This window comes from Streptomyces sp. NPDC005820 (assembly GCF_040630255.1).
In the GTDB taxonomy this organism is placed as follows: Bacteria; Actinomycetota; Actinomycetes; order Streptomycetales; family Streptomycetaceae; genus Streptomyces.
Genome location: NZ_JBEXXE010000018.1, coordinates 47,800 through 71,771 on the forward strand (window position 1 = coordinate 47,800; position 23,972 = coordinate 71,771).

Sequence of the window (23,972 nt, forward strand, 5' to 3'; positions counted from 1 at the left end):
CGCCGTCCCCGTGCTGGTAACGTGCAGTCTGGTCCCGGTGGCCAAAGACATGCACACCGTGACCGCAGCCGATGAGCACATCCGGTCCCGTACCGGGTACGGCTGACTTCCCGCAAGGAACCCTCGGGGGGCGGGGTCCTGTGTACAAGCCGTCCATCCGCCTACAGGCGGCCATGGACAACCAGGGATGCGGCCGTGCTGAGCATCGACATGGCCCTTCCCGACCGCATGACGTGGTGCGCCTTCGAGGTCGCCGTAGAGGAGGGGATGTCGATGACCGACGCCCATGAGTTCATACCGGCCGCCAGACCTGTGATCGACGAGGACGAGATCGAGGCCGCGGTGCGCGTTCTGCGCAGTGGCCGGGTCGTCCAGGGTCCCGAGGTGGCCGCCTTCGAGGAGGAGTTCTCGGAGCTGGTCGACGGGCGGCACTGCGTCGCGGTCAACTCCGGCACCTCCGCCCTTCACCTGTCGCTGATGGCCCTCGGCCTCGGCCCGGGGGACGAGGTGATCGTGCCGTCGTTCTCGTTCGCCGCTTCCGCGAACGCTGTTCGACTGGTCGGCGCAGACGTGGTCTTCGCCGACATCGACGCCGACACCTTCTGTCTGGACCCCGCCGCGGTCGAGGCGGCCATCACCCCGCGCACCGCCGCGATCATGCCGGTCCACCTGTACGGCCACCCCGCGGCCATGGATCGGATCATGGCGATCGCCGAGCAGCACGGCCTCGCCGTCGTCGAGGACGCCTGCCAGGCCCACGCCGCCGCCCTGAACGGCACCCCGGTCGGCGCCTTCGGCGCCGCGGGCACCTTCAGCTTCTACCCGACGAAGAACATGCACAGCCTCGAGGGCGGCATGATCTCCACCGGTGACGCCGAGGTCGCCCGCACCCTGCGCCTGCTGCGCAACCAGGGCATGGAGCAGCGCTACGCCAACGAGATCGTCGGCGCCAACGTCCGTATGACGGACGTCTCCGCCGCGATCGGCCGCGTCCAGCGCGGCAAGCTCCCCGCCTGGACCGAGCAGCGCATCGCCAACGCCGCGTACCTCACCGAGCACATCAGCGCGCCGAACGTGGTCACGCCGAAGGTCGCCGAGGGCGCCCGGCACATCTACCACCAGTACACCGTGCGCATCCAGGGCGACCGCGAGGCCGCCATGGCGAAGCTCACCGAGGCCGGCATCGGCAACGCCACCTACTACCCGACCCCCATCCACCGGCTGAAGCCGTACTGGGAGCCGGACCAGAAGGCGGGCCGCACCTGGGACCTGCCCGAGACGGAGCGCGCCGCCGCCGAGGTCGTGTCGCTGCCCGTCCACCCCTCGCTGTCCGCGGGTGACCTCGAGCGGATCGTCGCCGCCGTGAACACGCTGGGGGAGCAGCTGTGAGCAACGGGAAGCCGCTGCGCGCGGGACTCGTCGGCCTCGGTTCCATGGGCCGCCACCACGCCCGCGTCCTGTCCGGTCTGGAGGGCGTCGACCTGGTCGGCGTCGTCGACCCGATGGGCGACAAGTTCGGCGCCGCCCAGGGCGCGCCGATCCTGGACACCGTCGAGGAGCTCATCGCCCTCGGCGTCGACTACGCGGTCGTGGCCTGCCCCACCCACCTGCACGAGCAGGTCGGTCTGGCGCTCGCCGAGGCCGGTGTGTGCGCGCTCATCGAGAAGCCCGTCGCGGAGACCGTGGACGGCGCCCGCCGCCTCGTCGAGGCGTTCGAGTCGCGCGGTCTGGTCGCCGGCGTCGGCCACATCGAGCGCTGCAACCCGGCGCTGCGCTCGCTGCGCGCCCGCCTGGAGGCCGGCGAACTCGGTGACGTCTACCAGGTCGTGACGCGCCGTCAGGGCCCCTTCCCGCACCGCATCGCGGACGTCGGCGTGGTCAAGGACCTCGCCACCCACGACATCGACCTCACCGGCTGGGTGACCGGACGCGAGTACGTGTCCATCGCCGCGCACACCGTCTCCAAGAGCGGCCGCGTCCACGAGGACATGGTGTCCGCGGTGGGCCGTCTGGACGACGGCACCATGGTGAACCACCTGGTGAACTGGCTGAGCCCGCTCAAGGAGCGCTTCACCTCGGTGACCGGCGAGCGCGGTTGCTTCATCGCCGACACCCTCACCGCCGACCTGACCTTCCACTCCAACGCCGCGGTCACCACCGAGTGGGAGGCCCTGCAGGCCTTCCGCGGGGTCTCCGAGGGCGACATGATCCGGTACGCCATCCCCAAGCGCGAGCCGCTCCTCGTCGAGCACGAGCTGTTCCGGGACGCGGTGCTCGGCAAGGACGCCGACATCTGCACCCTGCGCCAGGGAATGCGTACGGTTCAGGTGGCGGCGGCTCTGCTGGAGTCGGCCACGGAGAACCGCAGCATCTCCCTTCAGGCGGAGGACCTGGCGACTCATGGCAGCTGAGCATCACACCACGGGGGAACTGGAGCCGGAGAATGAGTGCTGCGCCTGACGTCAGCGTGGTCGTCGCGGTGTACAACACGATGCCCTATCTGACGGAGTGCCTGAACTCCCTGATCGGGCAGAGCATCGGCCGTAAGCGTCTGGAGATCGTCGCCGTCGACGACGGTTCCACGGACGACAGCGGCCGCGAACTCGACCGGTTCGCGGCGCTGTACCCGGACACCGTCAAGGTGATCCACCAGCCGAACTCCGGCGGCCCGGCCGCGCCCAGCAATCGTGCGCTGGACGTGGCCTCGGGCCGTTACGTCTACTTCATCGGCTCCGACGACTACCTCGGCGAGGAGGCGTTGGAGCGCATGGTGAAGTGCGCCGACGCCAACGATTCGGACGTCGTCGTCGGCAAGATGGTCGGCACCAACGGCCGGTACGTGCACCAGGCGCTGTACAAGGAGAGCGTCGCGGACGTCAGCCTGTACGACTCGGCGCTGCCGTTCACGCTGGCCAACACCAAGCTGTTCCGGCGGGACATGGTGGAGAAGTACCACCTGCGGTTCCCCGAGCACCTGCCCGTGGGCAGCGACCAGCCGTTCACCATCGAGGCGTGCGTGCGCGCCCGGAAGATCTCGGTGGTGGCCGACTACACCTGCTACTACGCGGTCAAGCGCGGCGACGCCAGCAACATCACCTACCGCGCGGACCATCTGGCGCGGCTGCGGGCGACGGCCGAGATCATGGACTTCACGGCCGGGCTGATCGAGGCGGGCCCGGACCGTGACGCCGTGCTGCGCCGGCACTTCACCTGGGAGCTGGCCAAGCTGGTCCAGGACGACTTCCCGTCCCTGGACCGGGATCTGCAGCGGCAGCTCTGCTCGGGCATCGGCCGGCTGGCCGACGTCTACTTCACCGACGGTCTGCGCGACGCCATGGACGTCAAGCGGCGGGTGCGGATCGCGCTGGCGCAGGCCCTCGCCATCGACGAGCTGGCCGAGGCGATCTCCGCGGAGAAGGAGCACGGGGCGCCCCCGTTCCTCGCCGAGGACGGGCGCGCCTACGCCCGCTACCCGGGCTTCCGCGACCCGCGCATCGGCCTCGCCGACCGGGTCTACGAGCTGGTCGGCGAGTCCGTCCCGGGCCGGCTCGCCCAGGGCACCGCGCTGCTGGCCTCCGGCTGGGAGCAGCAGGGCGAGGCGCTCACCTACACGGCGTCGGTGCGCGTACCGGTGCTGGGGGACGTCGGCGGGTCCGCGCTGCGGCTGGTCAAGGGCGCGATGCCCAAGTCGGCGGACAAGGCGGGTGCGCGCCGGCTGAAGGAGGGCCACGACCTCCCGCCCCTCGTCGGCACGGTGCAGGCCGAGCCGGCCGAGGACGGTGGAGCGAGCGTGCTGCACGCCCGTGTCCCGTTGGACCTCGTCACCGCCAAGCTGGGGGTGCGGGCGTATGTCGAGCTGGCCGGGTCGACGTACGAGATCCCGGTGCGCGGCGCCGGGCTGCCGATGCCGCTGGCCCGGCTGTGGGGTCCCGAGAAGGACCTGTACCGGGCGTCTGCCCTGGTCAACCCCAAGGAGCGGATCGTGGTCCACACGGCCCAGCTCCACCCTCCGAAGAGGACTGTGATCCGGCGGGCGCTCGGGTCCCTCGTGCGGAGACTGAAGTCCCGTTCCCAAAGGAAGAAGTAGCGACCCTCCATGAACATCTGTGTAGTAGCGCTCGGCAAGATCGGGCTCCCGCTGGCGGTGCAGTTCGCCTCCAAGGGCCACCGGGTCATCGGCGCGGACGTCAACGAGAAGGTCGTCGAGCTGGTCAACGCCGGTGTCGAGCCGTTCCCCGGTGAGTACGACCTGGACGTCAAGCTGAAGCAGGCCGTCGACGCCGGTCTGCTGAGCGCGACCACGGACACCGCGTCCGCGGTCGCCGAGTCCGAGGCCGTCGTCGTGGTCGTCCCGCTGTTCGTGGACGCCGAGGGCACCCCGGACTTCGGCTGGATGGACGCGGCGACCAAGGCGATCGCCCAGGGCCTGCGGCCGGGCACCCTCGTGTCGTACGAGACGACTCTCCCGGTCGGCACCACCCGCACCCGCTGGGCGCCGATGCTCGCCGAGGGCTCGGGTCTGACCGCGGGCGAGGACTTCCACCTGGTCTTCTCCCCGGAGCGCGTCCTCACCGGCCGGGTCTTCGCCGACCTGCGCCGCTACCCCAAGCTGGTCGGCGGCGTCGACGAGGCGTCGACGGCCCGTGGTGTGGAGTTCTACGAGCAGGTCCTCGACTTCGACGAGCGCGCCGACCTGCCGCAGGCCAACGGGGTGTGGGACCTGGGCTCCGCCGAGGCCTCCGAGCTGGCGAAGCTGGCCGAGACGACCTACCGGGACGTCAACATCGGTCTGGCGAACCAGTTCGCGCGGTTCGCCGACCAGAACGGCATCGACGTCAAGAAGGTCATCGAGGCCTGCAACTCGCAGCCGTACAGCCACATCCACCAGCCGGGCATCGCGGTCGGCGGCCACTGCATCCCGATCTACCCGCGGATGTACCTGTGGAACGACCCGTCCGCGACGGTCGTGCGCTCCGCCCGTGAGGCGAACGCGGCGATGCCGGAGTACGCGGTGGACCTGCTGGCGGCCGCCTACGGCGACCTGACCGGTGTGAACGTCCTCGTCCTGGGCGCCGCCTACCGCGGCGGTGTGAAGGAGACGGCGTTCTCGGGCGTCTTCCCGACCGTCGAGGCCCTCAAGGCGCGCGGCGCGGTCCCGTTCGTCTCGGACCCGATGTACACGGACGAGGAGCTCACCGCGCACGGCCTGACCCCGCACACGGGCGAGAAGGTCACCGCGGCGATCCTCCAGGCCGACCACGCCGAGTACCGCACCCTGACCCCGGCCGACCTGCCGGACGTCACGGTCCTGGTCGACGGGCGCCGCACCACCGACCCGGAGGCCTGGAAGGGTGTCCGACGGGTCGTCATCGGCGGCTGAGCGATCGCGTCACGCACGACTTTGGCCCCTGTCTCGTACGGAACGAGGCAGGGGCCGGACGCTTTTCGAGGGAGCGGCTACCGCGCGCTGACGGCCGAGGGCGAGCCGGGCTGCCGGGGCCGGCGGACGGAGGGGCCCAGCCGACGCAGCCAACGCTCGGCGGGATGTTCCACCCAGTGATAGGCGAGGGCCGCGGCGGCCTGGCTGACGACCAGCACACCGGCCCAGAACAACAGCGTCCCGCCGCCCGGCGCGGGCTTGCCCCAGTGGAAGAGGGCCGCCCGGATCACGATCTCGTGGAGCAGGTACCAGGCGAAGGACCAGTGGCCCAGCCGGATCATCCACGCCCCGCCCAGCCCGGTGCGCCGGCCGTCCAGGTCGGCGCGGGCCGCCGCGCAGATCAGGGCCGCGAAGATCGGCGCCGACAGCCACTGCGAGGCGGAGTAGGGGCTGTACCAGAGGGCGTCCGGCACCGCGTCCGACCAGGGGATCAGCACCAGGTGCCAGCCGATGACGAGCCCGGCGGCCACCGGCAGGGACACGGGAGGCCGCCAGCCGCGCTTGAGCGCGAGGCCGGCCACCACCCCCAGCAGGAACTGGAGGGAACGGGTCAGCGGAAGGTAGTCGAGCGCCCAGGTGCGTGTGGTCTGCGGCAGACCGGCCGTGGCGGGCCACAGGACGAGGGCGGCGCAGATGACGGCGACCGCCGTCCACGCCCAGGTCCTGGCGCGCCGGCCCGCGAGCAGCGCCAGCAGGGCGGGGAACATCACATAGAAGAAGGCCTCGTCGCTCAGTGACCAGGCCGCCGGGTTGCCCCCGGTGAACATGACCGGCTCGGGGAACCATGCGTGCACCACCAGCAGGGTCGCGGCCACCGCCGCGACGGATATGTCATGATTCATGACAGTCCACACCGCGACCGAGAGCGCCACGCTCACGGCGAGCAGCGGCCAGATACGGGCGAAGCGGCGCCACAGGAACACAGGGGTGGGGACCCGCGCGCCGTCGTACGTCCAGGCGAGCACGACACCCGACAGGACGAAGAAGAACGTCACCCCACTGCGGCCGTACCAGACGGTCTCACTGACGCCCGGGACGGTCCCGACCTGGCGGGAGAGGTGGTACAGGACGACCAAGAGGGCCGCCCAGAAGCGGAGCCCGGTCAGCGAGGGCAGCCGATCGCGACCGGGCGCCGGTATGGAGGTCAAGAAAGGGTCCTTCAGTGGTCGGGGAGCAGGAGGCGGTCGAACTCCTCGCGTACGACGGGCCAGTCCCAGGCCGCCAGCGCGTGCGCGGACGCCGCCCGGCCGGCCTTCGACCAGCCCTCCCGCGTCGCGGTGACCGCGAGGATCCGCGCCGCGGCCTCCTGCGGGGAAGCGACGACCCAGCCGGCGGGGAAGAGGGTGCGGGCGCCGTTGGTCCGGCCCGCGAAGAACGGCCAGTCGCGGCCCACCGGTACGGCCCCGCTGGCGGCGCCCTCGACGAACCCGCAGTGGAAGCTCTCCCGCACGGAGGAGCTGAGGATGACGCCGACCTCGGTCAGCGCGGCGGGGACGTCGTCCAGCTGCCCCAGCCTGCGCAGCGCCCCGGACGGTTCGAGCTCGGCCACGTCACGGCGGTACTGCCGGGCGTAGGCGCGGGACGCGGCGCTGAGCGTGGCGTCCACGTCCGCACCGAGCAGGAGGAGCCGGTACCGGGGGTCCTCGGCGCGCAGGATCCGCAGTACCTCGATCGCCCACCGGGGGTCCTTGGCCACCGACGAGATGCCGGTCAGGCCCAGGGTGAACCTGGCGTCCTCCGTCTTGGGGCGCACCTGACCCGCCAGGTCCATCGCGTTGGCGATGACATGCAGCCGCGGAGCGCGCGCGGACGACAGCTGCGGCACCACCGAGACCGTCAGGTCCCGCAGGTGAGCGCCGACGAACACCAGGTCGTCGACCCGGGAGAAGTCGACCAGGAACGGCCAGGGGCTGAAGGTCTCGGCGCTGTGCAGCCGTACGACGATCCGGGTGGTCCCGGGGTCGACCGAGGTGAGCACCGCGGCGGGGCCGACGCACCAGTCGACGAAGACGGTGTCCGCCCAGTCGAGGTGGGGGCGCAGGAGTTCCTCGGCCTGCCGGTCGAACTCCTCCTCGCCACCGAGGCGGTGGGCCGCCAGCCGGGTGAGGGAGGTGGCCAGCTTGTCGAGCGCCGGATTCTCCTTGAAGTCCAGGGACCGCAGCTCGACCTCGGGGTGGTCCGCGTAGTGGTCCCGGATCTGCTGGAGGAAGTTCGCGTTGCCCCGGGTGACGAACAGCAGGCGCAGCGGTCGTCCGGCCGGTGGTTCGGCGGGCGCGGCGGCCCGGCCGGCGCCCTTCGTCAGGGCGCGGACGACCTGGCTGCGGTGCACGGGCTCCAGGTACGCGGTCGGGTCCTCGGCGAGGGGCGAGGTGGTCCGGTCGAAGTGCAGGACCCGGTGGAAGGCGAGTTGCAGGGCCGCGACCGCGGAGGCGGCGGCCGCCTTGCTCTCACCGGCGGCCCACCGGGTGTCGGCGCACGCGAGTTCGGCGGCGACGGCGGCGGTCAGGACCCGGGGGGCCCGGCCGTGCGCGAGGTCCAGGCGCGCGGCCTCGCCGAGCAGATCGGCCCGGTGGCGGGCATCGGTCGTACGGCGGGCGGCGGCGCTCAGCGCCAGCACCGCGCCCTCGGGCCGGTTGGCCTTGGCCAGGCCACCGCCCACGCGCCGGGCGAGCCGGGAGCGGAGCGCGTCGGGGAGCCCGGGAGCGTCCACCACGAGCCGCCAGGTGCGGGCGCCCGCGCCGGTCCGCAGGACCCTCGGATGCAGGGCGCCGCGGACCACGGCCGCCGGCAGTCGCAGCACCCGCTGCTTGACCGTCGTCATCCCCGCGCGCTCCCCGTGAGGAGCGCCGGGCGGACGGCCTCGGTCAGCTGCCGGGCCGCCGGGGCCATCAGCAGGCCGCGGGTGAACCCGGCGGCATGGGCCCGGGCCTCCGCACGCCGCTCGGCCGTCGCCTCCACCGCCATACGGGCCGCGGAGACGAACGAGTCCGCGAGGCCCTCCACGTCGAGGCCGCAGGCCCCCGTCCACAGTGGATGGCCGGTCAGGACGTGGGAGGCGTCGTGGTCCACCTCGTGGGCGGAGACCACCGGCAGCCCGGAGGCCATGAACTCGTAGACCTTGCCCGAGGTGACGAAGCGTCCGCCGACCAGCATCAGGACCAGGGCGTCCCAGCGGCCGTAGGTCGCGGCGACCTCCGCCTTCGGAACCGGACCGCCGAAGATCACCCCGTCGGCCTCGGCCTGCCGGATGAGCGCCATGTGGGCGTTGGCCTCACGGCTGGCGCCCGCTCCGATGTGCCCCCGGATCTCGAACCGGGAGCGGGCGACGAGCGGGTCGCGTTCCCGGGCGGCCCGCCAGCCGTCCAGGACGGTGGCCAGGAACTCGGGCTTGAAGTTCACCGAGCCCAGGTAACCGAAGGTCAGGCCCTCCTGCGCGTCCGGAGCGCCGTGGGCGGCCGGCACGCTGTCCGGGTCGAACCCGTTGCGCACGACGTGCACGCGCTCGGCGAGCTGCGGATAGCGCTCCCGGTAGAAGTCGGCGATCGGGTCGTTGACGCACCAGACCGCGACGGCCTCCGCCAGCACCCGGTCCTCCCAGAGACCCGCCTCGGAGTCGCGGGTGAAGGCCTCGCCGCCGCCGATGACGTCGACCGACCAGCCGTCCCGGAAGTCGATCGCGTACGGGACCTTGTGGGTCTCCCAGAGCTTCCAGGCGGCGGCCAGGTTCACATACGGCGCGCAGCTCGCCAGCAGCAGGTCCGCCGGGAACTCCCGGTGGATGTCCAGGAGCCCCTGCTCGAGGTCCTGCCGCCAGCCGCCGAACACCAGCTCGGGGAAGTGCTCGAGGTGCCGCTCCCGCTCCAGCTTCGACCAGCGGGTCGGGTTCAGCGCCCGGTCCTCGGTGAACTCGCGGATGTCCGTCGCCAGGTCCTCGCGGGCGAGGGGGAGCTCGACGATCCGCACCCGCCGGTCCACCGCGTCGGAGAGGGTGTGATCGAGACCGTACTCACGCTCCCAGGACTCCTCCGCGATGGTGAGCACCGTGACGTCCCAGCCGAGCTCGACGAACTTGTTCGCCGTCTCACGCATCCGGTACGCACAGCTCTTCGCCGCCGGCGGGAAGCCGATGGCGAGGTAGATCAGGTGCGGACGGATCCCGTCGGGCCGGGGCCCCGTCGTCCTGGTGCCGGACGACGAGACCGTGCCCGTGCCCGGCGTCTTCAGTCGCTTGATCACGTTTCGCAAGGGAAGGCTCTCCGAGAGGCTGGTGGATCGGTGACGACGGTCTGCCGGATCAACTCTCCACGATCGCCCGGACGGCCCGCACCGCGGCGTTCCCGTCGCCGTACGGCGTGCCCTGCTCGGTCTCGGGCGCGGGACGCGTGGCGAGCTCGGCGAAGCCGGGGGTCTCGTGCGGGTCGGGCACCAGCACGTTCCAGCCGCCCTCCAGCGTCTCCACCCACTCGGTCTCCGGGCGCACGGTGGTGCAGGCACGGCCCAGCAGGAACGCCTCCTTCTGCAGACCGCCGGAGTCGGTGACGACACCCGCCGAGCCGAGGACGGCGCCCACCAGCCCGGCGTAGGGCAGGGGACGGCCGGCGCGCACCGCGCCCTGGTTCAGGTCGATGCCGTGCTGCTCGGCGCGGGCCACCAGACGCGGGTGCGCCAGCAGGGCCACGGGGACCGGCAGAGCGGCCAGCGACCCGATGATGGCGGCGAGCCGCTCGGGGTCGTCGGTGTTGTCCGGGCGGTGCAGCGTCGCCACCAGGTAGGGGGCGTCGGCGTCGATGCCCTCGGGCAGCACCGGGCGGGGGTGCTCGCCCGCGAGCACGGCGTCGCGGATCCGCAGGCACACGTCCACCATGACGTCGCCGACCAGGGTCGAGCGGTGGGCCAGACCCTCGTTGGAGAGGTGGCGCATCGCCTCCTCGGTGGGCGCGAGCAGCAGGTCCGCGGCATGGTCGGTGAGGACGCGGTTGTGCTCCTCGGGCATCCGCCGGTTGAACGAGCGCAGACCCGCCTCGAGGTGGGCGACGCGGTAGTGCAGCTTCACCGCCGAGAGGGCGCCGGCCACGGTCGAGTTCGTGTCGCCGTACACCAGCACCCAGTCGGGCTTCTCCGCCTCCAGGACCTTGTCCATGGCGGCGAGCACCGCGCCGGTCTGCTCGCCGTGGCCGCCGGAGCCCACACCGAGGTGCACATCGGGGTCCGGGATGCCGAGGCCCGAGAAGAAGACATCGGACAGGTCGGCGTCGTAGTGCTGCCCGGTGTGCACAATCACATGCTCATGGGGCGTTTCGGCGAAAGCCGCCGCGATAGGGGCGAGCTTCACCAATTGGGGCCGCGCCCCCACGACACTGATGACCTTCACGTGTACTGCTCCCGCCGGATAAACGTATGGACGCCGAACTCAGATCATACGGGCGCGCCGCAGATGTCCTTTGTCGCACCTGTGGGCCCCGGCCCCGTCCGCCGTGCGGGGCCTGACGAACGGTATGCTTTGATGCGGCCGGGTTATCGGGTTATGTGGCCGTGCCGACAGCGCCCGAGTGCGACGCACGAGACGCCCGCTGTGGACGGAACTGGTGTGTGAGCCCCATAAATGGTGCGGGCTCCAGCAACGTGCCAGAAGCTTTGGATCAGGAAAGGCACATTCATGGAGCTCGACAGCGCCGCCGGGCAGAGCAGATCGAAAGCCTCCCGAGGCCGAATCGTGATGCTCGTCGACAACGGCGTTCGGAACGACTCCCGCGTCCAGAAGACGGCCCGGTCGGCCGCCGAGGCGGGCTGGGAGGTCATCCTCTTCGGCATCTCGCCCACGAGCGAGATCGAGACCTGGAACATCGGCGCCGCCGAGGTCCGCCTGGTGCCCAAGCCCGGTCCGCTCGCCCGCCGTCGGCAGGACCGCAAGGGTCTGCGGTACCGCAGCCCTCTCGCCTACCGCTCGACGCAGGTCGCCGAGTACCGCCAGCAGCAGGTGAAGGCCTGGCGCGCGGACCTCAAGTTCCGGGCGGACGCGGCCAAGGCCCAGACCCAGGGCCCCGGCCGGCCGAGCGCCAGTGGTTCCCCGGCCCGGCTGATCGTGCCCAAGGCCGGCGCGAAGGCGATGAGCAAGTGGGTCTCGATGCGTGCGCGCACGACCCGCCGGGCGCGCAAGAACCGCACGAACTTCGACGCCCCGCTCGACAAGGCGCTCACCGGCTTCTGGCAGATGACGATGGGCGAGCGCTCCTGGCGCAGGCTGCTGCCCTACCTCTACGACTACGAGCTGGCCTTCGGCAAGCACATCGACGAGCTCGAGCCCGACCTGATCCACGCGCACGACTTCCGCATGCTGGGCGTGGGCGCCCGGGCGGCCGTCCGCGCCCGGGCCGCCGGACGCCCCGTCAAGCTGGTCTGGGACGCGCACGAGTTCGTGCCCGGCCTGCACTCCCAGCACGAGCGCTGGCTCCCGGGCCACGTGGCCTGGGAGAAGGAGCACTCGGTGTTCTCCGACGCGGTGATCACCGTCTCGCCCACGCTCGCCGAGCTGCTGGTGAAGACGCACAAGCTGCAGGAGACGCCGTACGTCGTCCTGAACGCCCCGGTCACCTCGCCGGACCCGGAGGAGGCGGCCGCCGCCGACCCCACCCCGGACCTGCGTGAGCTGTGCGGCGTGGGCAAGGACACCCCGCTCCTCGCCTACTGCGGCGGCATCAACCCGGTGCGCGGCGTGGAGACCATGATCGAGGGCCTCCTGCACCTGCCCGACGTCCATGTCGCGCTGGTCTCCACCCCGCCGGGCAGGCCGTTCCCCGCCACGGCGAAGATCGTGCAGCTGGTCGAGGAGCTGGGGGTCGGCGACCGCGTCCACGTGCTCCCCTTCGTGCCGCACTGGCAGGTGCCCGAGTTCCTGTCCACGGCCGACGCCGCGGTCAGCCCGCTGCACCACCTGCCCAACCACGAACTGGCCCTGAGCAACAAGTTCTTCGAGTACTCCCAGGCCAAGCTCCCGCTGGTGACCAGCGACATCCGCACCATGGCCGAGATGGTCGAGAAGACGGGCCAGGGCGAGGTCTTCAAGGCCCAGGACGTCGAGGACTACGTGCGTGCCGTCAAGGCCGTCCTCGCCGACCCGCAGCGCTACCGCACGGCCTACGACGACCCGGGCCTGCTGGAGCAGTGGACCTGGGAGGCCCAGGCCGTGGTCCTGGACGAGATCTACAGCCGACTGCTGCCCGGCACCGAGGCTCCGGCCACGTCGAAGGCCAAGGGCTGACGGACCCGGCGCTCGACCGTCCCGGGCCCAGGGGCCCGGGACGCCAGGACGGCGGTGCCCGTCCCCGGTACGGAACGCAGAACAGGTGGAGGACCTCCTCGCATGACCCAAGTACTCCTGATTGCCGGCACGGCGCCGACGCACTCGATGCTCAAGGCCGCTGTCGAGCAGTTCCGGGCAGCGGGAGCGACGGTGCGGCTGGCCGGTCTCTTCGACAGCGACGCGGTGGACGGCGTACTCGACGGCTCCGACGTCCGTTCCCTGACGGAGGCGGCCGCGGCGCGCGGCAAGGCGTTCGTCAAGCGCGTCTCGAAGCTTCCTCCGCCCCGCCGGACCTGGGCGAGCGCCGAGCGCGACCCCTGGGTCCGCCGCCAGGCGCGCAAGGCGCAGGTGCTGGTCGCCCTGGACGCCCCCGGCGTGTACGCCGTCTGGCGGCTCGCCCAGGACAACCGGCGCGCGGACGCGGTCTACGGCGTGGCGCCCGCGCTCAGGGCACTGCAGCTGCGGAGCGAGCGTCCGATGCACCACGCGCTCTGGGACGCCGTCCGTACCGTCCCGACCCCCGTCGGGACCCTGCGGTCGACCCGGCGCGGGGTGCGGCACGGCGCGGGCGCGGTGCTGCGCAAGGCCTCGTCCCCCGCGGTGATGCGTACCGCGATCGGGGCCAAGGCGTGGCGGACCGCCGTGAACGCGCCTCGGGTGCCGGACGGCGTGCGCGCCAAGCTGGCCCGTCGGGTGAGCGTGAGCATGGCCAAGGGCGGTCGCAAGGCCGGTGCCACCCTGGTGCTGGACCAGGCCGCCGCCCGGGTCGCCAACCGCAAGCTCAGCGCGGCCCTGCTGGCGGATGCCGCACGCGCCGACCTGGCCCGGGGCCACGACGATCCCGCGGTGCGCGCGAAGGCCGTCAAGGCCGCGCTGACCCTCGCGGACCAGCGGCTGAAGAAGAAGGAGTTCGCGACCGCCGCGGACCAGCTCTCCACCGCCTTCGCCCTCGCCTTCGACCGCGGTCTGCACTTCGACGGCGTGTCCTCACCGCTGGCCGAGGACCCCGAGGGGTATCTGGCCGTCTTCCGGGCGAGTGCCGCGTTCCAGGCGCTGTCCGCACCGCGCGGACGCGCGCTCCCGGCGGCCCCAGCGCCGGCCGGGCGCCCGCTGCGGCTGCTGATCGCCTACCCGAACTCCCGTTTCCTGCGGGCGATCCTCGACCGCTACGAGAACCACCCCGGCGTCGAGATCCGCTGTCTCGACGTCACCGAGGACGAGACCCTGCGCCCCCTGGTCCGCAACACCAAACGGATCACGGAGCACGCCCTGGGCGGGCAGCAGGCGTTCCACGACCAGGTGGAGGCGGCGCTGCGGCCCCATCTGGACTGGGCGGACACCGTCTTCGTCGACTGGTGCACCAACGCCGCGGCGCTCTTCACCGCGGTCGACCCGGGCACCGCGCGCGTGGTCGTCAGGCTGCACAGCTTCGAGGCGTTCTCGTACTGGCCGCATCTGGTCGACTTCACCCGCGTGGACGATCTGATCCTGGTCAGCGACCACCTGCGGGAGATGACGGAGAAGGTCCTCCCCCAGCTGGCGGATCCCGGCACCGCCACCCCGCACGTCATCGCCAACGCGATGGACCTCGCGCCGTTCCCGCGGGAGAAGACCGGTGACGAGCCGCGGTTCGTCCTGGGCCTGGTCGGGGTGAACTCGGTGGCCAAGGACCCGCGCTGGGCGCTTCAGGTGCTGCGGCTGCTGCGCGAACGGGACGAGCGCTACCGCCTGGTGATCATCGGGGAGAGCTTCAACCCCAAGGCGAGCGCCGCCGCCCGTGCGTACGACGGCCTGCTCCAGCGGGATCTGTCGGAGCTCGAGGCGGCCGGTGCCGTGCGCCGGGTGGGACAGACGGACGACGTGCCGGCGGCGCTCACCGGGATCGGGGTGATCCTCAGCAGTTCGGTCCGGGAGAGCTTCCACTGCGGCCTGGTCGAGGGCACGGTCAGCGGGGCGCTTCCGGTGGTCCGCGACTGGCCGTTCTTCGCCGCCCTGGAGAACGGGCCGCGGACGCTCTTCCCGGCCGACTGGGTCGTCTCGACGCCGGAGGAGGCCGCGGAGCGGATCCTGGCGCTCACCGGCTCGGAGGAGAACCGGCGGGCGGCGGCGGAGCCGGCGGCCAAGCACGCGCTGGCGCTGTGGGACTGGCCGGTGGTGGGCCTGGACTTCGACAGGCTGCTGCTGGGCGACCGGGGGTGACGCGTCCGGCGCCGTGCCGGTGACGTACGACGGTACGTCGAAGGGGGTTCGGCCGGATCCCACGGGACCTGGCCGAACCCCCTTCGGCGTACCTCTTGCGGCGGACCGTGTGCGGGGCAATACGCCTAGAGCGCGCGCTCCACGAGCACGCCGTCCTTCTCGTCGTACAGCTCACCGGTCCGCGGGCACTCCCACACCCCGGCCTCCCCGGCGTGCTCGACCAGCTTGACGCCGGCGCGGCCGACCCAGCCGACCCGGCGGGCGGGCACACCGACGACCAGCGCGAAGTCCGGCACGTCCTTGGTGACGACGGCACCGGCTGCCACCATGGCCCACCGCCCGATGGTGATCGGCGCCACGCACACCGAGCGCGCGCCGATCGAGGCGCCGTCGAGGATCTTCACGCCGACGGCCTCCCAGTCGCCGCCGCGCTTCTGCTTGCCGTCGGGGTCCACGGACCGCGGGTTGTGGTCGTTGGTGAGGACCACGGCCGGGCCGATGAAGACACCGCTGCCCAGCTCGGCGGGCTCGTAGACCAGCGCGTAGTTCTGCAGCTTGCAGTTGTCGCCCATGCGCACGCCCGAGCCGACGTACGCGCCCCGGCCGATCACACAGCCCTCGCCGAGGCGGGCGCCCTCACGGATCTGCGCGAGGTCCCAGACACTGCTGCCCGCGCCGATCTCGGCACTCTCGTCGACCTGCGCACTGGGCTGGACCCTGTAGTTCACTGCTTCGCCTTCCGGTGTTGCTGCTCGGGTGCTGAGCATACGAGTCCGCGGACCTGGCCGAAACCTTGGGCCTCGGGCACCTGGAACCGCGAAGACGGTGTCCATTCCGCGGAACCCGGATCGCGCCAATGATGGGTCTGTCAAACGAGCGGGTCTGTTCCGTAGTCGGTGGTGACGGTGGGTGTGGTCAGCCCAGGAGGATGCGGTGGCGGAGGAGAGGGAAGCTCGCACGGCCGTACATCTGGCGCTTGATCAGCTTGGTTTTGTTGTTGACGCCTTCGGTGCCGCCGTTGTGGTGCGGCAGGGTGAGAGCGGCGTCGACTGCGGCGCGGTCCTTCTCGAGGCCGAGTGAAGGCATGCAGGTGGGGTAGGTCCTCGGCCTGGGCCGAGGTGATCCAGGCGCTCAGCAGGGCGGCATTGCCGTCGGCGGGATCCAGCAGCACGGCGAAGCGGTGGACGAGGTCGGCCAGAGCGGTCATCTCGTGGCAGGCGGTGCGGGCGGCCTCGATGCGTTCCCGCTGGTGATCTTTGAGGCGGTCGGGGCGGGTGAGCAAGTAGCGGGCGAGGCGCCGGGGCGAAAGTGCGGGCCGGTCGGCCTCGACGCGGCCCTGGTTGATGTAGCGGACGAGCAAGTTCGAGCTGCCGGTGTAGCCCAGTTCCCTGATCTCCTGGAGGAGATGGGTGACGGGGACGGCCGGGTTCTCCAGTCGCGTCGGCGCAGGTGATCGCGGTAGGGATCCACGAGGGTGGGCCGGTACCTCGATGACCAACGCCGACAACCCCGAAAACACCGTTCCCACGAGCGTGTTCGCATCATGCACGCTCAATGATCACCGGCGAGCACTCACCGTCACCATCGACTACGGAACAGACCCGAACGTTTTACAGTCCCATCTACTGGTGTGTGCTGAAGGCGGCGGCGGTGCCGTCGGGGACGATCAGAGTCTGCGCCGTCTGTGCGGTGAGGGTCCCGGTGGCCGAGTTGAGGAGGCGCGCGGTGCTGACGCCGTTGGAGGAGACGGTGCGCAGGTCCGGGGTGCCGTCGCCGTTGAGGTCGGCGGCCTGCAGAACCGGCAGGGCCGCGAACTCGTAGCCGCTGCTGGCGAGTTGCTGCGGGGTGACGGGGCTGCCGTAAGCGAGGTCCTGCAGTTGTTGCGGGGTGTAGTAGTAGAGCGCGCCGGTGCTTGTGTTGCGGGCGAACAGTGCGGGCAGCCCGTCGACAAGGCTGCTGGTGATGCTCCAGCCGGTCCAGTCGCCGGAGCCGGTGGGGTTGGTGCTGGTCAGCGGTAGCGCGTTGTCGAGGCCGACGAACGCGCCGGGGCTGGGCATGCCCGGCTCGTCCCACACTTGCCCGCCCACGATCATGAGCAGGTCGGGGAAACCGGTGGATGCTTCGCCGTTGAGGATGTGGTAGAGGTCGCCGCCGCTGGCGATGCTGGTGGCTTTGCTGCCGGGCGTGCCGGTGACGCCGGTGAGGTCGGTGAAGACGGTGCCATTGACGTTGACCTGGTAGCCGCTGTAAGGGCTCAGCACCGAGCCGTCGCCGCTGCCGAACAGCACCACTCCGTGACCGGTGGCGGGGTTGTAGTCGAGGACATCGTTGAAGCCAGCGCCGGATCGGAAGTGCCCGGTGATGGCCTGGGTGCCGTCCCAGTCCGCAGGGGAGCCGGGCGAGTTGGTCCCGGTGCCCTGCACGCCCAGGTCGGCGACGCTGGTGGTGAGCTGCCCGTCGGCCGTGCCGCAGGCCAGCCACAGCCCGCTGGGCATGCCTGCCTGGGCGCCCACCACGGTCAGATCGGGCAGGCCGTCACCGGTCAGGTCGCCGTCGTTGGCAGTGGCCACCTCAGGTGTGGCATCGGCGCGGGCGGCAGTCACCGCACCGGAGAGGGACAGCGCGCAGAGCGCGGCAGCTACGGCCGCGCTCAGCATCTTGATGCGCAGGGTGGGTCTCACCGTCGGGTACCCCCAGATCTGGTCGGGCAGGATCAGTCGTGTCGATCGGCGCTCCAGTGGACCGGCTTTTCCGTGCCCGTGGCAGACGTGATTGCTGCGGAGATGACCCGACAGGTCCGAGTCGAGAAGGAAACTTTGCGAATTCTTGGTGTCTGATTGTGTAGGTTTCGTCCGGCTCGCATGTTCTGCGACAGTCACCCGCGCAACCGCGGACTGACTCGCCGCAGCCTGTGTTGCTGCAGACGACTCTTCCGCCTCACCGCGTAGGACACGGTCTTATCCGTTCCGCATTCGCAGGGTGGCTATCAATGCGGCGAGCGGGTGTCTGTTGGTGATAAGGATGGTTCCGGGGTCGTCGCTTTCGCGTAGGAGTAGTGCTCCGCCGGGGGTGGTGGCGAGGTAGACGCATGCGGAGCCTTCTTCGCTGTACGACGATTTCTGCCAGTTGGGTTCGGTCATGTCTCGTCTCTCAGATGTCCTGGGTGATGTGATGGATCAGGTCGCGTGAGGCGGCGGGTTTCAGGGCGACTGCCTCCATGCGGTCCAGAACGAGACGGTACTTCTCCAACTGACCTGTCGCATCGACGAGTTCGCTGCCATGGGCGGTGTCGACCTCCACGGTGTCGAGTGCCGGTACCGGACCGTGGAAGTAGTCGACGGCGTGTCCCGTGGTGGGGAATGACGTGCCGTTGAAGGGGATCACGCGGACGGCGACGTTGCTCTGCTTGCTGACCTCTGCCAGGTATTCCAGCTGTGTCCTGGCCACCTCGCGGCCGCCGAACTGCATGCGCAGGGCTGCTTCGTGGACGATCGCGGTGTACGGCGGTGGTTGTTCGCGGTGGAGGATGGACTGGCGTTTGATGCGGTGGGAGATCCGGAACTCGATCTCGTGCGGGCGCAGAGCGGGAACCGCTTCGCGGAACAGCGCGCGGGCGTGTTCGGGGGTCTGGAGCAGGCCGGGGATGTTGATGACTTGGGTGACGCGCAGGGCGGTGGCGTGGTGTTCCAGTTCGGCGAGGTCCAGCAGACGGGGCGGCAGGGTGTCGCGGTACTCCTCCCACCAGCCTCGTGTTCGATCCGCCGCCATGCCGGCGAGGGCGTCGACGAGGGGTTCGTCCGTGCAGTCGTAGATGTGGGCGAGGGTGCGTACGCGTTCGGCGCTGATGCCGAAGCGGTTGGCCTCGATGTTGCTGACCTGCGCCTGAGTGGTGCCCAGGGAGCGGGCTGCTTGGGCGGCGGTCATGCCTGCCCCTTCCCGCAAGCGGCGCAGTTCGATGCCGATGCGGAGGCGGCGGGCCGTGGGGACGCTTCGTGGTGCCAAGTCCTCGCTCCGTTCCGTACACCTGTTGTGGAGATCACTCACGCGAGGCAAATCCCTGAATCTTTTGCTAGATACTGCAAAACCTTCAGGGAGTGCAGTCTACGGTGAGTCTCGAACCGCTCAACCAGCCCCGCCGACAGGCCGGAAGCGCACCGCGTCGCGGCACTGCCACCGCCCGGCCGGGCCGTCGAGCGAACCAACACCCCCCACCGCAGGAGGCGTTCATGGTCACCGTATCCCCGTCGGAGTGCGAAGCGTCACCAACTTGGGCGTACGCCCTCCAACTGCCCCGCGACCCCCGTGCCGCCCGTATCGCCCGCGTGACTCTTCGAGCCGTCCTCGCTGGACATGGCATGTCCCAACTCCAGGACTCGGCTGAGCTCGTGGCCACCGAGCTGGTCACCAACGCCTACCGCCACTCCGGCGGCCCCGCGACTCTCCGTCTTCGAGGACTTGCCCGCACCCGGCTCCGGGTGAGTGTCTGGGACGCCGATCCGTACATCCCTCCGCCCTTCGACAAGCGGTCCCGGCCTGCCGGGCTCGTCTCGCCGGAGGCGGACGGTGGACGTGGTCTCTTCCTCGTCTGTCATTACGCCGAGGCCTGGGGTGGCTTCCCGCTTGGCGGTGACGGCTTCGGGCGGGGCGGGAAACTGCTGTGGTGCGAGGTCGGGGCCTCGGCCGCGGACCGGGCGGCTGTGGCGTGAGTGTCGGTGAGGGGCGGGCGACCGTTCTGGCCCGGCGCTATCGTGGTGAAGGTGACACGCTCTGTGACCAGTGGAGGAATGTGGTGACCGCCATGACCGAGCGTCCCCGGGCCATAGACGCCCCGCCGAGCGGCTCCTACGAGGAGATGCTCCAGATCGTCGAGGAGATGGACACACCTGTCGGCTACAGGGCCGAGCTCATCCGGGGGAAGATCGTCGTGTCGCCGTGGTCGAGGCTGCGTTACAAGCGAGTCATGAAGTCGCTGCGACTTCAGCTGGAGCCGCACGCTCCCGAGGGGCACGACGTCGACGTCGCTCCCTTCCTCTTCGTCTTTCCCGGCTCCGAGCGGGCATGCGGCCCTGACCTGCACGTCGCTGACGAAGCCGCCTTCGAGGCCGACGGCCGTCACGCCGATGCCTCCGCCCTCTCCCTCGTCGCCGAGCTGACCTCCGACTCCACCAAGGACGTCGACTGGCTCGACAAGATGGCGACGTACGGGCAGATCGTCCCGGTGTATCTCCTGCTCGACATGCGGATCGGGGAGATCAACGTCCTGTGGGATCCGTCTCCCAAGGGATACCGGTCGCGGACCAATGTGCCGTTCGGGCGGCCGGTGCGGATCCCGGCGCCCTTCGACTTCGAACTCGACACGTCGGAGTTCGCCGTGGAGGAGTACGTGGACCCGGAGATCGAGCAGAGGTAGGGGCGGAGAGGGGGCGGCTCGGGTTGCCCCCGCCGCGGGGCAACCTGGCAGGTCAGGTTGCTCCGCACGTCCTGATCCGGATGTCGTCGGCCCCGGGGCTCTGTCGGGTGTGCTCCGCCGCCTGCGCGGACGCCCGAAGAGCCCTGAGGGTTGCGTGTGCGCCTCCTGTGATTCTTGTCATGTTCTGGAGGCCCTGGGGTGTATTGCATGTGCACTTCATGCAAAGAGATGATTCCTTGACCTTGTTTAGGTTCTCTTTACATACGGGGCGAGTGTGTCAACAACGGGGAAAGTGTGGCGGCGTGCTGCCGTCACGGTCGCGGCAGGGGCATTGCTGACCTGGGGGCTCGGAACCGGCGACACGCCTGCCGCGGCCGCGGTCGCGTGCCCGTCGGGAGTCGAGTCGGACTTCAACGGCGACGGCGTCAGGGACACCGCGGTGGCGGACCCCGAGGCGACCGTCGACGGAGTGGCCAAGGCCGGTGCCGTGCATGTCGTATACGGCGGCGGCAAAGGGACTTTGACGGTCACTCAGGCGCCGGACAACATTCCGGGCGCCCCCGAGACGGGCGATCAGTACGGCTACTCGATGGCCGTCTACGACGCCGACCTCGACGGGTGCAGCGACCTGGTGGTCGGCACCCCCTACGAGGATCTCGGCACCGTTCCTGACGCCGGGCTCGTGCAGGTGATCTACGGCGCCACGACCGGGCTGGGCTCGGGCAAGGCCGTCAAGGAGTTCCTCCAGGGCACCGACAAGCCGCTCGGCGGCGCCACCGAAGCCGAGGACTGGGTCGGTTACGCCGTTGCCGCCGGAAAGACCTCGGCCGGTACGCCGTTCCTGCTGATCGGTTCCCCCGGCGAGTCGATCGGCACCCGCGAGGACGCGGGCGCCTTCTACTACATCAGCGGCACCGCGCAGACCGTCGCCGGCGTCAACCAGGACACCGAGACCGCCGGCGCCGTGCCGGGCGCCGCCGAGCAGGACGACCGCTTCGGCTCCACCCTCGCCGCCACCCCGACCCACTTCGCGGTCGGCACGCCCGGCGAGGCGCTCGGCACCGTGGCCTTCGCCGGCGGCGTGGCCTACTTCAACCACACGCTGACCTCCAACTCCCCGAAGCCGCTCGGCGGTCTCGGCCAGGACCAGGACGAGATCAGCGGCGCCGAGGAGGTCGGCGACCAGTTCGGCGCCGCGCTCGCCATGGTCCCGTACCGGCCCTCCGGCGCGACCTCCACCACCGAGTCGCTGCTCGTGGTGGGCGTCCCCAACGAGGACCTGCTGACCACCGTCGACGCGGGCGCGGTCCAGGTCTTCCGGCTCACGGCGAGCGGCACCTTCAGCCAACTCGCCTGGATCGACCAGAACACCGAGAACGTGGAAGAGGCGGCCGAGGCCGGCGACCTCTTCGGCAAGCGCCTCGCGGCCGTCAACACCTCCCCGAACGCCACCTCCACGGCCACGACCACCAAGGTCGCCATCGGTGTGCCCGGCGACGAGTCCTCGGAGGAGCACGCCGACAAGGGCGGAGTGCAGATCGTCCCGCTGGTCGGCGCCCCCGGCGCCGCCGACCAGTGGATCGACCCCGGCTACGGCATCCCCTCCACGCCCGCGCCCCGCATGCTGACCGGCCTCTCCCTGGCCGCCACCCCTTCCCTGCTGTACGTGGGCGTGCCCTACGGCCCGGCCGACGGCCACGCGGTCTACGGCTTCCCATGGAGCGTGACCTCCGGCGGGGCCCCGACCCAGACGATCAAGCCCGGAGAGGGCGGCATCCCGGCGGGCGACGTCGCCTTCGGGGCGACCGTCCGCTGACGAGACGCCGGGCGGACGTGCCCCGAAGGGGCTCCACGCTCGGCCGACGGTCCGTCAGCCCCCTTGCCGACGATGCGCGCGTCCGCGCCGTCCGACCCCGCCGTCCCCGGCCTCCGCGCCGGCCGGCGCCGTCCGACCCGGCCGCCCCGTGGGCACTGACGACACACGCAAGCAGCGAATGGGGAGGAAACCCTTGTCCGCACAAGGACATGCGGCGGCGCAGCCCTGCGCCGCGCAGGACGGCAGAGTGATGCCGTCCACCGGGAAGGCCTGGCGGCGCGGTACCGCCGGGGCCCTGGTGGCGGCGTTGCTCGGGCTGGGACTCGGCGCCGGAGGAACACCGGCCGCCGCGGCGGCCGCCTGCGCCGGCACCCAGTCCGACTTCAACGGGGACGGCGTACGCGACACGGCGATAGCCGATCCGGATGCCACCGTGTCCGGCAAGGAACGCGCGGGCCTGGTCCACATCGTGCTGGGCGGCGGCAAGGGAGTCGTCGAGATCTCCCAGGACACGACGAACGTGGCCGACGCCCCGGAGGCCGGGGACCAGTTCGGCTTCTCGCTTGCGGTGTACGACGCCAACAAGGACGGCTGCAGCGACCTGGCCGTCGGCATCCCCTACGAGGACGTCGGCACCGTCAAGGACGCGGGCTACGTCCAGGTCATCTACGGCTCCACGACGGCGGTCGGCTCCGAGTTCAACAGCAGGGGCTTCGTCCAGGGCGCGAACCAGCCCCTGGGCGGCGGCCCCGAGACGGACGACTGGCTGGGCTACGCGGTGGCGGCCGGCACCTCGCCCACCGGCTTCCCCTTCCTGGTCATCGGCGTACCGGGCGAGGACGGCGCGGCCGGCGCGGACATCGGCGTGATCGGCTATGTGTACGGCACCGACTACCAGGCGGCGTCCGTGGGCCAGGACACCACCGGCGTGTGGGAGGAGGCCGAGCCCTACGACCGGTTCGGCGCCTCGATCTCCGCGACCGACCGGCACTTCGTGGTCGGCGCCCCCGGAGAGAGCCTCGGAAGCGTCGCCTTCGCCGGCGGCGTGGTGGCCTTCAAGCCGTCGATCAACACCTACGGCATCCCCGACCCCATGTTCGGCATGGGCCAGGGCCGCACCCCGGGACCGGACTCCGCCGCCCAGACCGACGACCGGTACGGCGCCGCCCTCGCGATGGCCCCCTACCGCCCGTCCGGAGCGGCCACCATCACCGACTCGCTGCTCGCCGTGGGCGTCCCCGGCGAGGACCTCGGCACCACCGTCGACGCCGGTGCGGTGCACGTCTACCACATCAAGGCCGACGGCACGGTGACGCTGCTCAACTGGATCGACCAGAACATCGAAGGAGTCGAGGGGGAGGCCGAGGCCGGCGACTTCTTCGGCCAGCGGCTCACGGCCGTCAACACCACCACCAACGTGGTGAGTACGGCGTCCACGGTGCGCCTCGCGGTGGGCGTGCCCGGTGAGGAGTCGACGGAGGCGGCCCCCGAGGCGGGCGGCGTCCAGATCCTCCCGATGATCGGGGCGCCCGGCGCCTCGGACGCGTTCGTCGAACCGGGCAACGGCATCCCCTCCGGCCCCGCGCCCCGCACGTACGCGGGCATCGGCCTCGGCAGCAGCCCCTCGCTGCTGTACGTGGGCGTGCCCTACGGCCCCGCCGAGGGACGGGCGGTGCACGGCTACCCGTGGAACACGGCCACGGGCGGCGCGCCCACCCAGACGTACAAGCCCGGTGAGGGCGGCATTCCCGCGGGTGGCGTCGCCTTCGGCGCGACCATCCGATGACCGGACCCGAGACAGACATGA

The 23,972-nt window shown here is 71.0% G+C and carries 19 protein-coding genes and 1 pseudogene; 11 read left to right on the forward strand and 9 right to left on the reverse strand.

Going from position 1 to position 23,972, the window contains the following annotated elements:
- The first annotated feature begins 273 nt into the window (after positions 1–273).
- The 4 genes from ABZ464_RS22715 to ABZ464_RS22730 are packed head-to-tail and all read left to right on the forward strand — an operon-like array spanning position 274 to position 5,380.
- Positions 274–1,389 (forward strand): DegT/DnrJ/EryC1/StrS family aminotransferase, encoded by a 1,116-nt coding sequence (locus ABZ464_RS22715; protein ID WP_359279548.1) that lies wholly within the window; start codon positions 274–276, stop codon positions 1,387–1,389.
- Positions 1,386–2,411, forward strand: coding sequence for a Gfo/Idh/MocA family oxidoreductase (locus ABZ464_RS22720; protein ID WP_359279446.1), 1,026 nt, complete (start codon positions 1,386–1,388; stop codon positions 2,409–2,411). Before ABZ464_RS22715 ends, ABZ464_RS22720 begins: the two co-directional genes overlap by 4 nt.
- Positions 2,412–2,443: 32 nt before the next feature.
- Positions 2,444–4,087 (forward strand): glycosyltransferase, encoded by a 1,644-nt coding sequence (locus tag ABZ464_RS22725; protein ID WP_359279447.1) that lies wholly within the window; start codon positions 2,444–2,446, stop codon positions 4,085–4,087.
- A gap of 9 nt (positions 4,088–4,096) precedes the next feature.
- Positions 4,097–5,380, forward strand: coding sequence for a nucleotide sugar dehydrogenase (locus ABZ464_RS22730; RefSeq protein ID WP_359279448.1), 1,284 nt, complete (start codon positions 4,097–4,099; stop codon positions 5,378–5,380).
- A gap of 77 nt (positions 5,381–5,457) precedes the next feature.
- Here ABZ464_RS22730 and ABZ464_RS22735 read toward each other — a convergent pair whose 3' ends face one another.
- The 4 genes from ABZ464_RS22735 to wecB form a co-directional block, all read right to left on the reverse strand.
- Positions 5,458–6,588: an acyltransferase gene (locus tag ABZ464_RS22735; protein ID WP_359279449.1), complete on the reverse strand. Its 1,131-nt coding sequence runs from the start codon at positions 6,586–6,588 to the stop codon at positions 5,458–5,460.
- Positions 6,589–6,599: 11 nt separating this feature from the next.
- Positions 6,600–8,261: a hypothetical protein gene (locus tag ABZ464_RS22740; protein WP_359279450.1), complete on the reverse strand. Its 1,662-nt coding sequence runs from the start codon at positions 8,259–8,261 to the stop codon at positions 6,600–6,602.
- Complete coding sequence (locus ABZ464_RS22745) at positions 8,258–9,529, reverse strand: glycosyl transferase (RefSeq protein WP_359279549.1); 1,272 nt, start codon at positions 9,527–9,529, stop codon at positions 8,258–8,260. Before ABZ464_RS22745 ends, ABZ464_RS22740 begins: the two co-directional genes overlap by 4 nt.
- Positions 9,530–9,734: 205 nt before the next feature.
- Complete coding sequence (gene wecB / locus ABZ464_RS22750) at positions 9,735–10,811, reverse strand: UDP-N-acetylglucosamine 2-epimerase (non-hydrolyzing) (protein WP_359279451.1); 1,077 nt, start codon at positions 10,809–10,811, stop codon at positions 9,735–9,737.
- Positions 10,812–11,096: 285 nt separating this feature from the next.
- Here wecB and ABZ464_RS22755 point away from each other — a divergent pair, with 285 nt between their 5' ends.
- Positions 11,097–12,698: a glycosyltransferase family 4 protein gene (locus ABZ464_RS22755; protein WP_359279452.1), complete on the forward strand. Its 1,602-nt coding sequence runs from the start codon at positions 11,097–11,099 to the stop codon at positions 12,696–12,698.
- 102 nt (positions 12,699–12,800) lie between these two features.
- Positions 12,801–14,939 (forward strand): hypothetical protein, encoded by a 2,139-nt coding sequence (locus tag ABZ464_RS22760; protein WP_359279453.1) that lies wholly within the window; start codon positions 12,801–12,803, stop codon positions 14,937–14,939.
- A 125-nt stretch (positions 14,940–15,064) separates the two neighbouring features.
- On the opposite strand, the gene ABZ464_RS22765 is transcribed toward ABZ464_RS22760, so the two are convergent.
- Together ABZ464_RS22765 and ABZ464_RS22770 are read right to left on the reverse strand one after the other, a co-directional pair.
- Positions 15,065–15,667 (reverse strand): acyltransferase, encoded by a 603-nt coding sequence (locus tag ABZ464_RS22765; protein WP_359279454.1) that lies wholly within the window; start codon positions 15,665–15,667, stop codon positions 15,065–15,067.
- Positions 15,668–15,854: 187 nt separating this feature from the next.
- Positions 15,855–16,013: pseudogene (locus ABZ464_RS22770) on the reverse strand (transposase); the annotation flags it as partial.
- A gap of 106 nt (positions 16,014–16,119) precedes the next feature.
- Here ABZ464_RS22770 and ABZ464_RS22775 point away from each other — a divergent pair.
- Complete coding sequence (locus ABZ464_RS22775) at positions 16,120–16,392, forward strand: hypothetical protein (protein WP_359279455.1); 273 nt, start codon at positions 16,120–16,122, stop codon at positions 16,390–16,392.
- A gap of 169 nt (positions 16,393–16,561) precedes the next feature.
- Here ABZ464_RS22775 and ABZ464_RS22780 read toward each other — a convergent pair whose 3' ends face one another.
- The 3 genes from ABZ464_RS22780 to ABZ464_RS22790 form a co-directional block, all read right to left on the reverse strand.
- Complete coding sequence (locus tag ABZ464_RS22780) at positions 16,562–17,620, reverse strand: hypothetical protein (RefSeq protein ID WP_359279456.1); 1,059 nt, start codon at positions 17,618–17,620, stop codon at positions 16,562–16,564.
- Between the two features lie 276 nt (positions 17,621–17,896).
- The gene (locus ABZ464_RS22785; RefSeq protein ID WP_359279457.1) at positions 17,897–18,079 is read right to left on the reverse strand and encodes a DUF397 domain-containing protein; all 183 of its coding nucleotides are present in this window, start codon (positions 18,077–18,079) and stop codon (positions 17,897–17,899) included.
- A gap of 10 nt (positions 18,080–18,089) precedes the next feature.
- Positions 18,090–18,941, reverse strand: coding sequence for a helix-turn-helix transcriptional regulator (locus ABZ464_RS22790; RefSeq protein ID WP_359279458.1), 852 nt, complete (start codon positions 18,939–18,941; stop codon positions 18,090–18,092).
- Positions 18,942–19,165: 224 nt separating this feature from the next.
- Here ABZ464_RS22790 and ABZ464_RS22795 point away from each other — a divergent pair, with 224 nt between their 5' ends.
- The 4 genes from ABZ464_RS22795 to ABZ464_RS22810 all read left to right on the forward strand — a co-directional run bounded on the left by ABZ464_RS22795 (position 19,166) and on the right by ABZ464_RS22810 (position 23,951).
- Positions 19,166–19,645 (forward strand): ATP-binding protein, encoded by a 480-nt coding sequence (locus tag ABZ464_RS22795; RefSeq protein ID WP_359279459.1) that lies wholly within the window; start codon positions 19,166–19,168, stop codon positions 19,643–19,645.
- A 92-nt stretch (positions 19,646–19,737) separates the two neighbouring features.
- A complete protein-coding gene (locus tag ABZ464_RS22800) occupies positions 19,738–20,349 on the forward strand; it encodes a Uma2 family endonuclease (RefSeq protein ID WP_359279460.1) in 612 nt (203 codons plus the stop codon).
- A gap of 292 nt (positions 20,350–20,641) precedes the next feature.
- Entirely contained in the window at positions 20,642–22,165 is a 1,524-nt protein-coding gene (locus ABZ464_RS22805; RefSeq protein WP_359279461.1) for a VCBS repeat-containing protein, read from the forward strand.
- Between the two features lie 193 nt (positions 22,166–22,358).
- Complete coding sequence (locus tag ABZ464_RS22810; RefSeq protein WP_359279462.1) at positions 22,359–23,951, forward strand: VCBS repeat-containing protein; 1,593 nt, start codon at positions 22,359–22,361, stop codon at positions 23,949–23,951.
- Positions 23,952–23,972: the final 21 nt, after the last annotated feature.

What these genes read in the sequence shown, in the direction of transcription:
- ABZ464_RS22740 (WP_359279450.1), bottom strand. Translation starts at nt 8,261, where the DNA reads ATGACGACGGTCAAGCAGCGGGTGCTGCGACTGCCGGCGGCCGTGGTC.
- ABZ464_RS22760 (WP_359279453.1), top strand. Translation starts at nt 12,801, where the DNA reads ATGACCCAAGTACTCCTGATTGCCGGCACGGCGCCGACGCACTCGATG.
- ABZ464_RS22745 (WP_359279549.1), bottom strand. Translation starts at nt 9,529, where the DNA reads ATGCGTGAGACGGCGAACAAGTTCGTCGAGCTCGGCTGGGACGTCACG.
- ABZ464_RS22730 (WP_359279448.1), top strand. Translation starts at nt 4,097, where the DNA reads ATGAACATCTGTGTAGTAGCGCTCGGCAAGATCGGGCTCCCGCTGGCG.
- ABZ464_RS22755 (WP_359279452.1), top strand. Translation starts at nt 11,097, where the DNA reads ATGGAGCTCGACAGCGCCGCCGGGCAGAGCAGATCGAAAGCCTCCCGA.
- ABZ464_RS22795 (WP_359279459.1), top strand. Translation starts at nt 19,166, where the DNA reads ATGGTCACCGTATCCCCGTCGGAGTGCGAAGCGTCACCAACTTGGGCG.
- ABZ464_RS22800 (WP_359279460.1), top strand. Translation starts at nt 19,738, where the DNA reads ATGACCGAGCGTCCCCGGGCCATAGACGCCCCGCCGAGCGGCTCCTAC.
- ABZ464_RS22725 (WP_359279447.1), top strand. Translation starts at nt 2,444, where the DNA reads ATGAGTGCTGCGCCTGACGTCAGCGTGGTCGTCGCGGTGTACAACACG.
- ABZ464_RS22785 (WP_359279457.1), bottom strand. Translation starts at nt 18,079, where the DNA reads ATGACCGAACCCAACTGGCAGAAATCGTCGTACAGCGAAGAAGGCTCC.
- ABZ464_RS22715 (WP_359279548.1), top strand. Translation starts at nt 274, where the DNA reads ATGACCGACGCCCATGAGTTCATACCGGCCGCCAGACCTGTGATCGAC.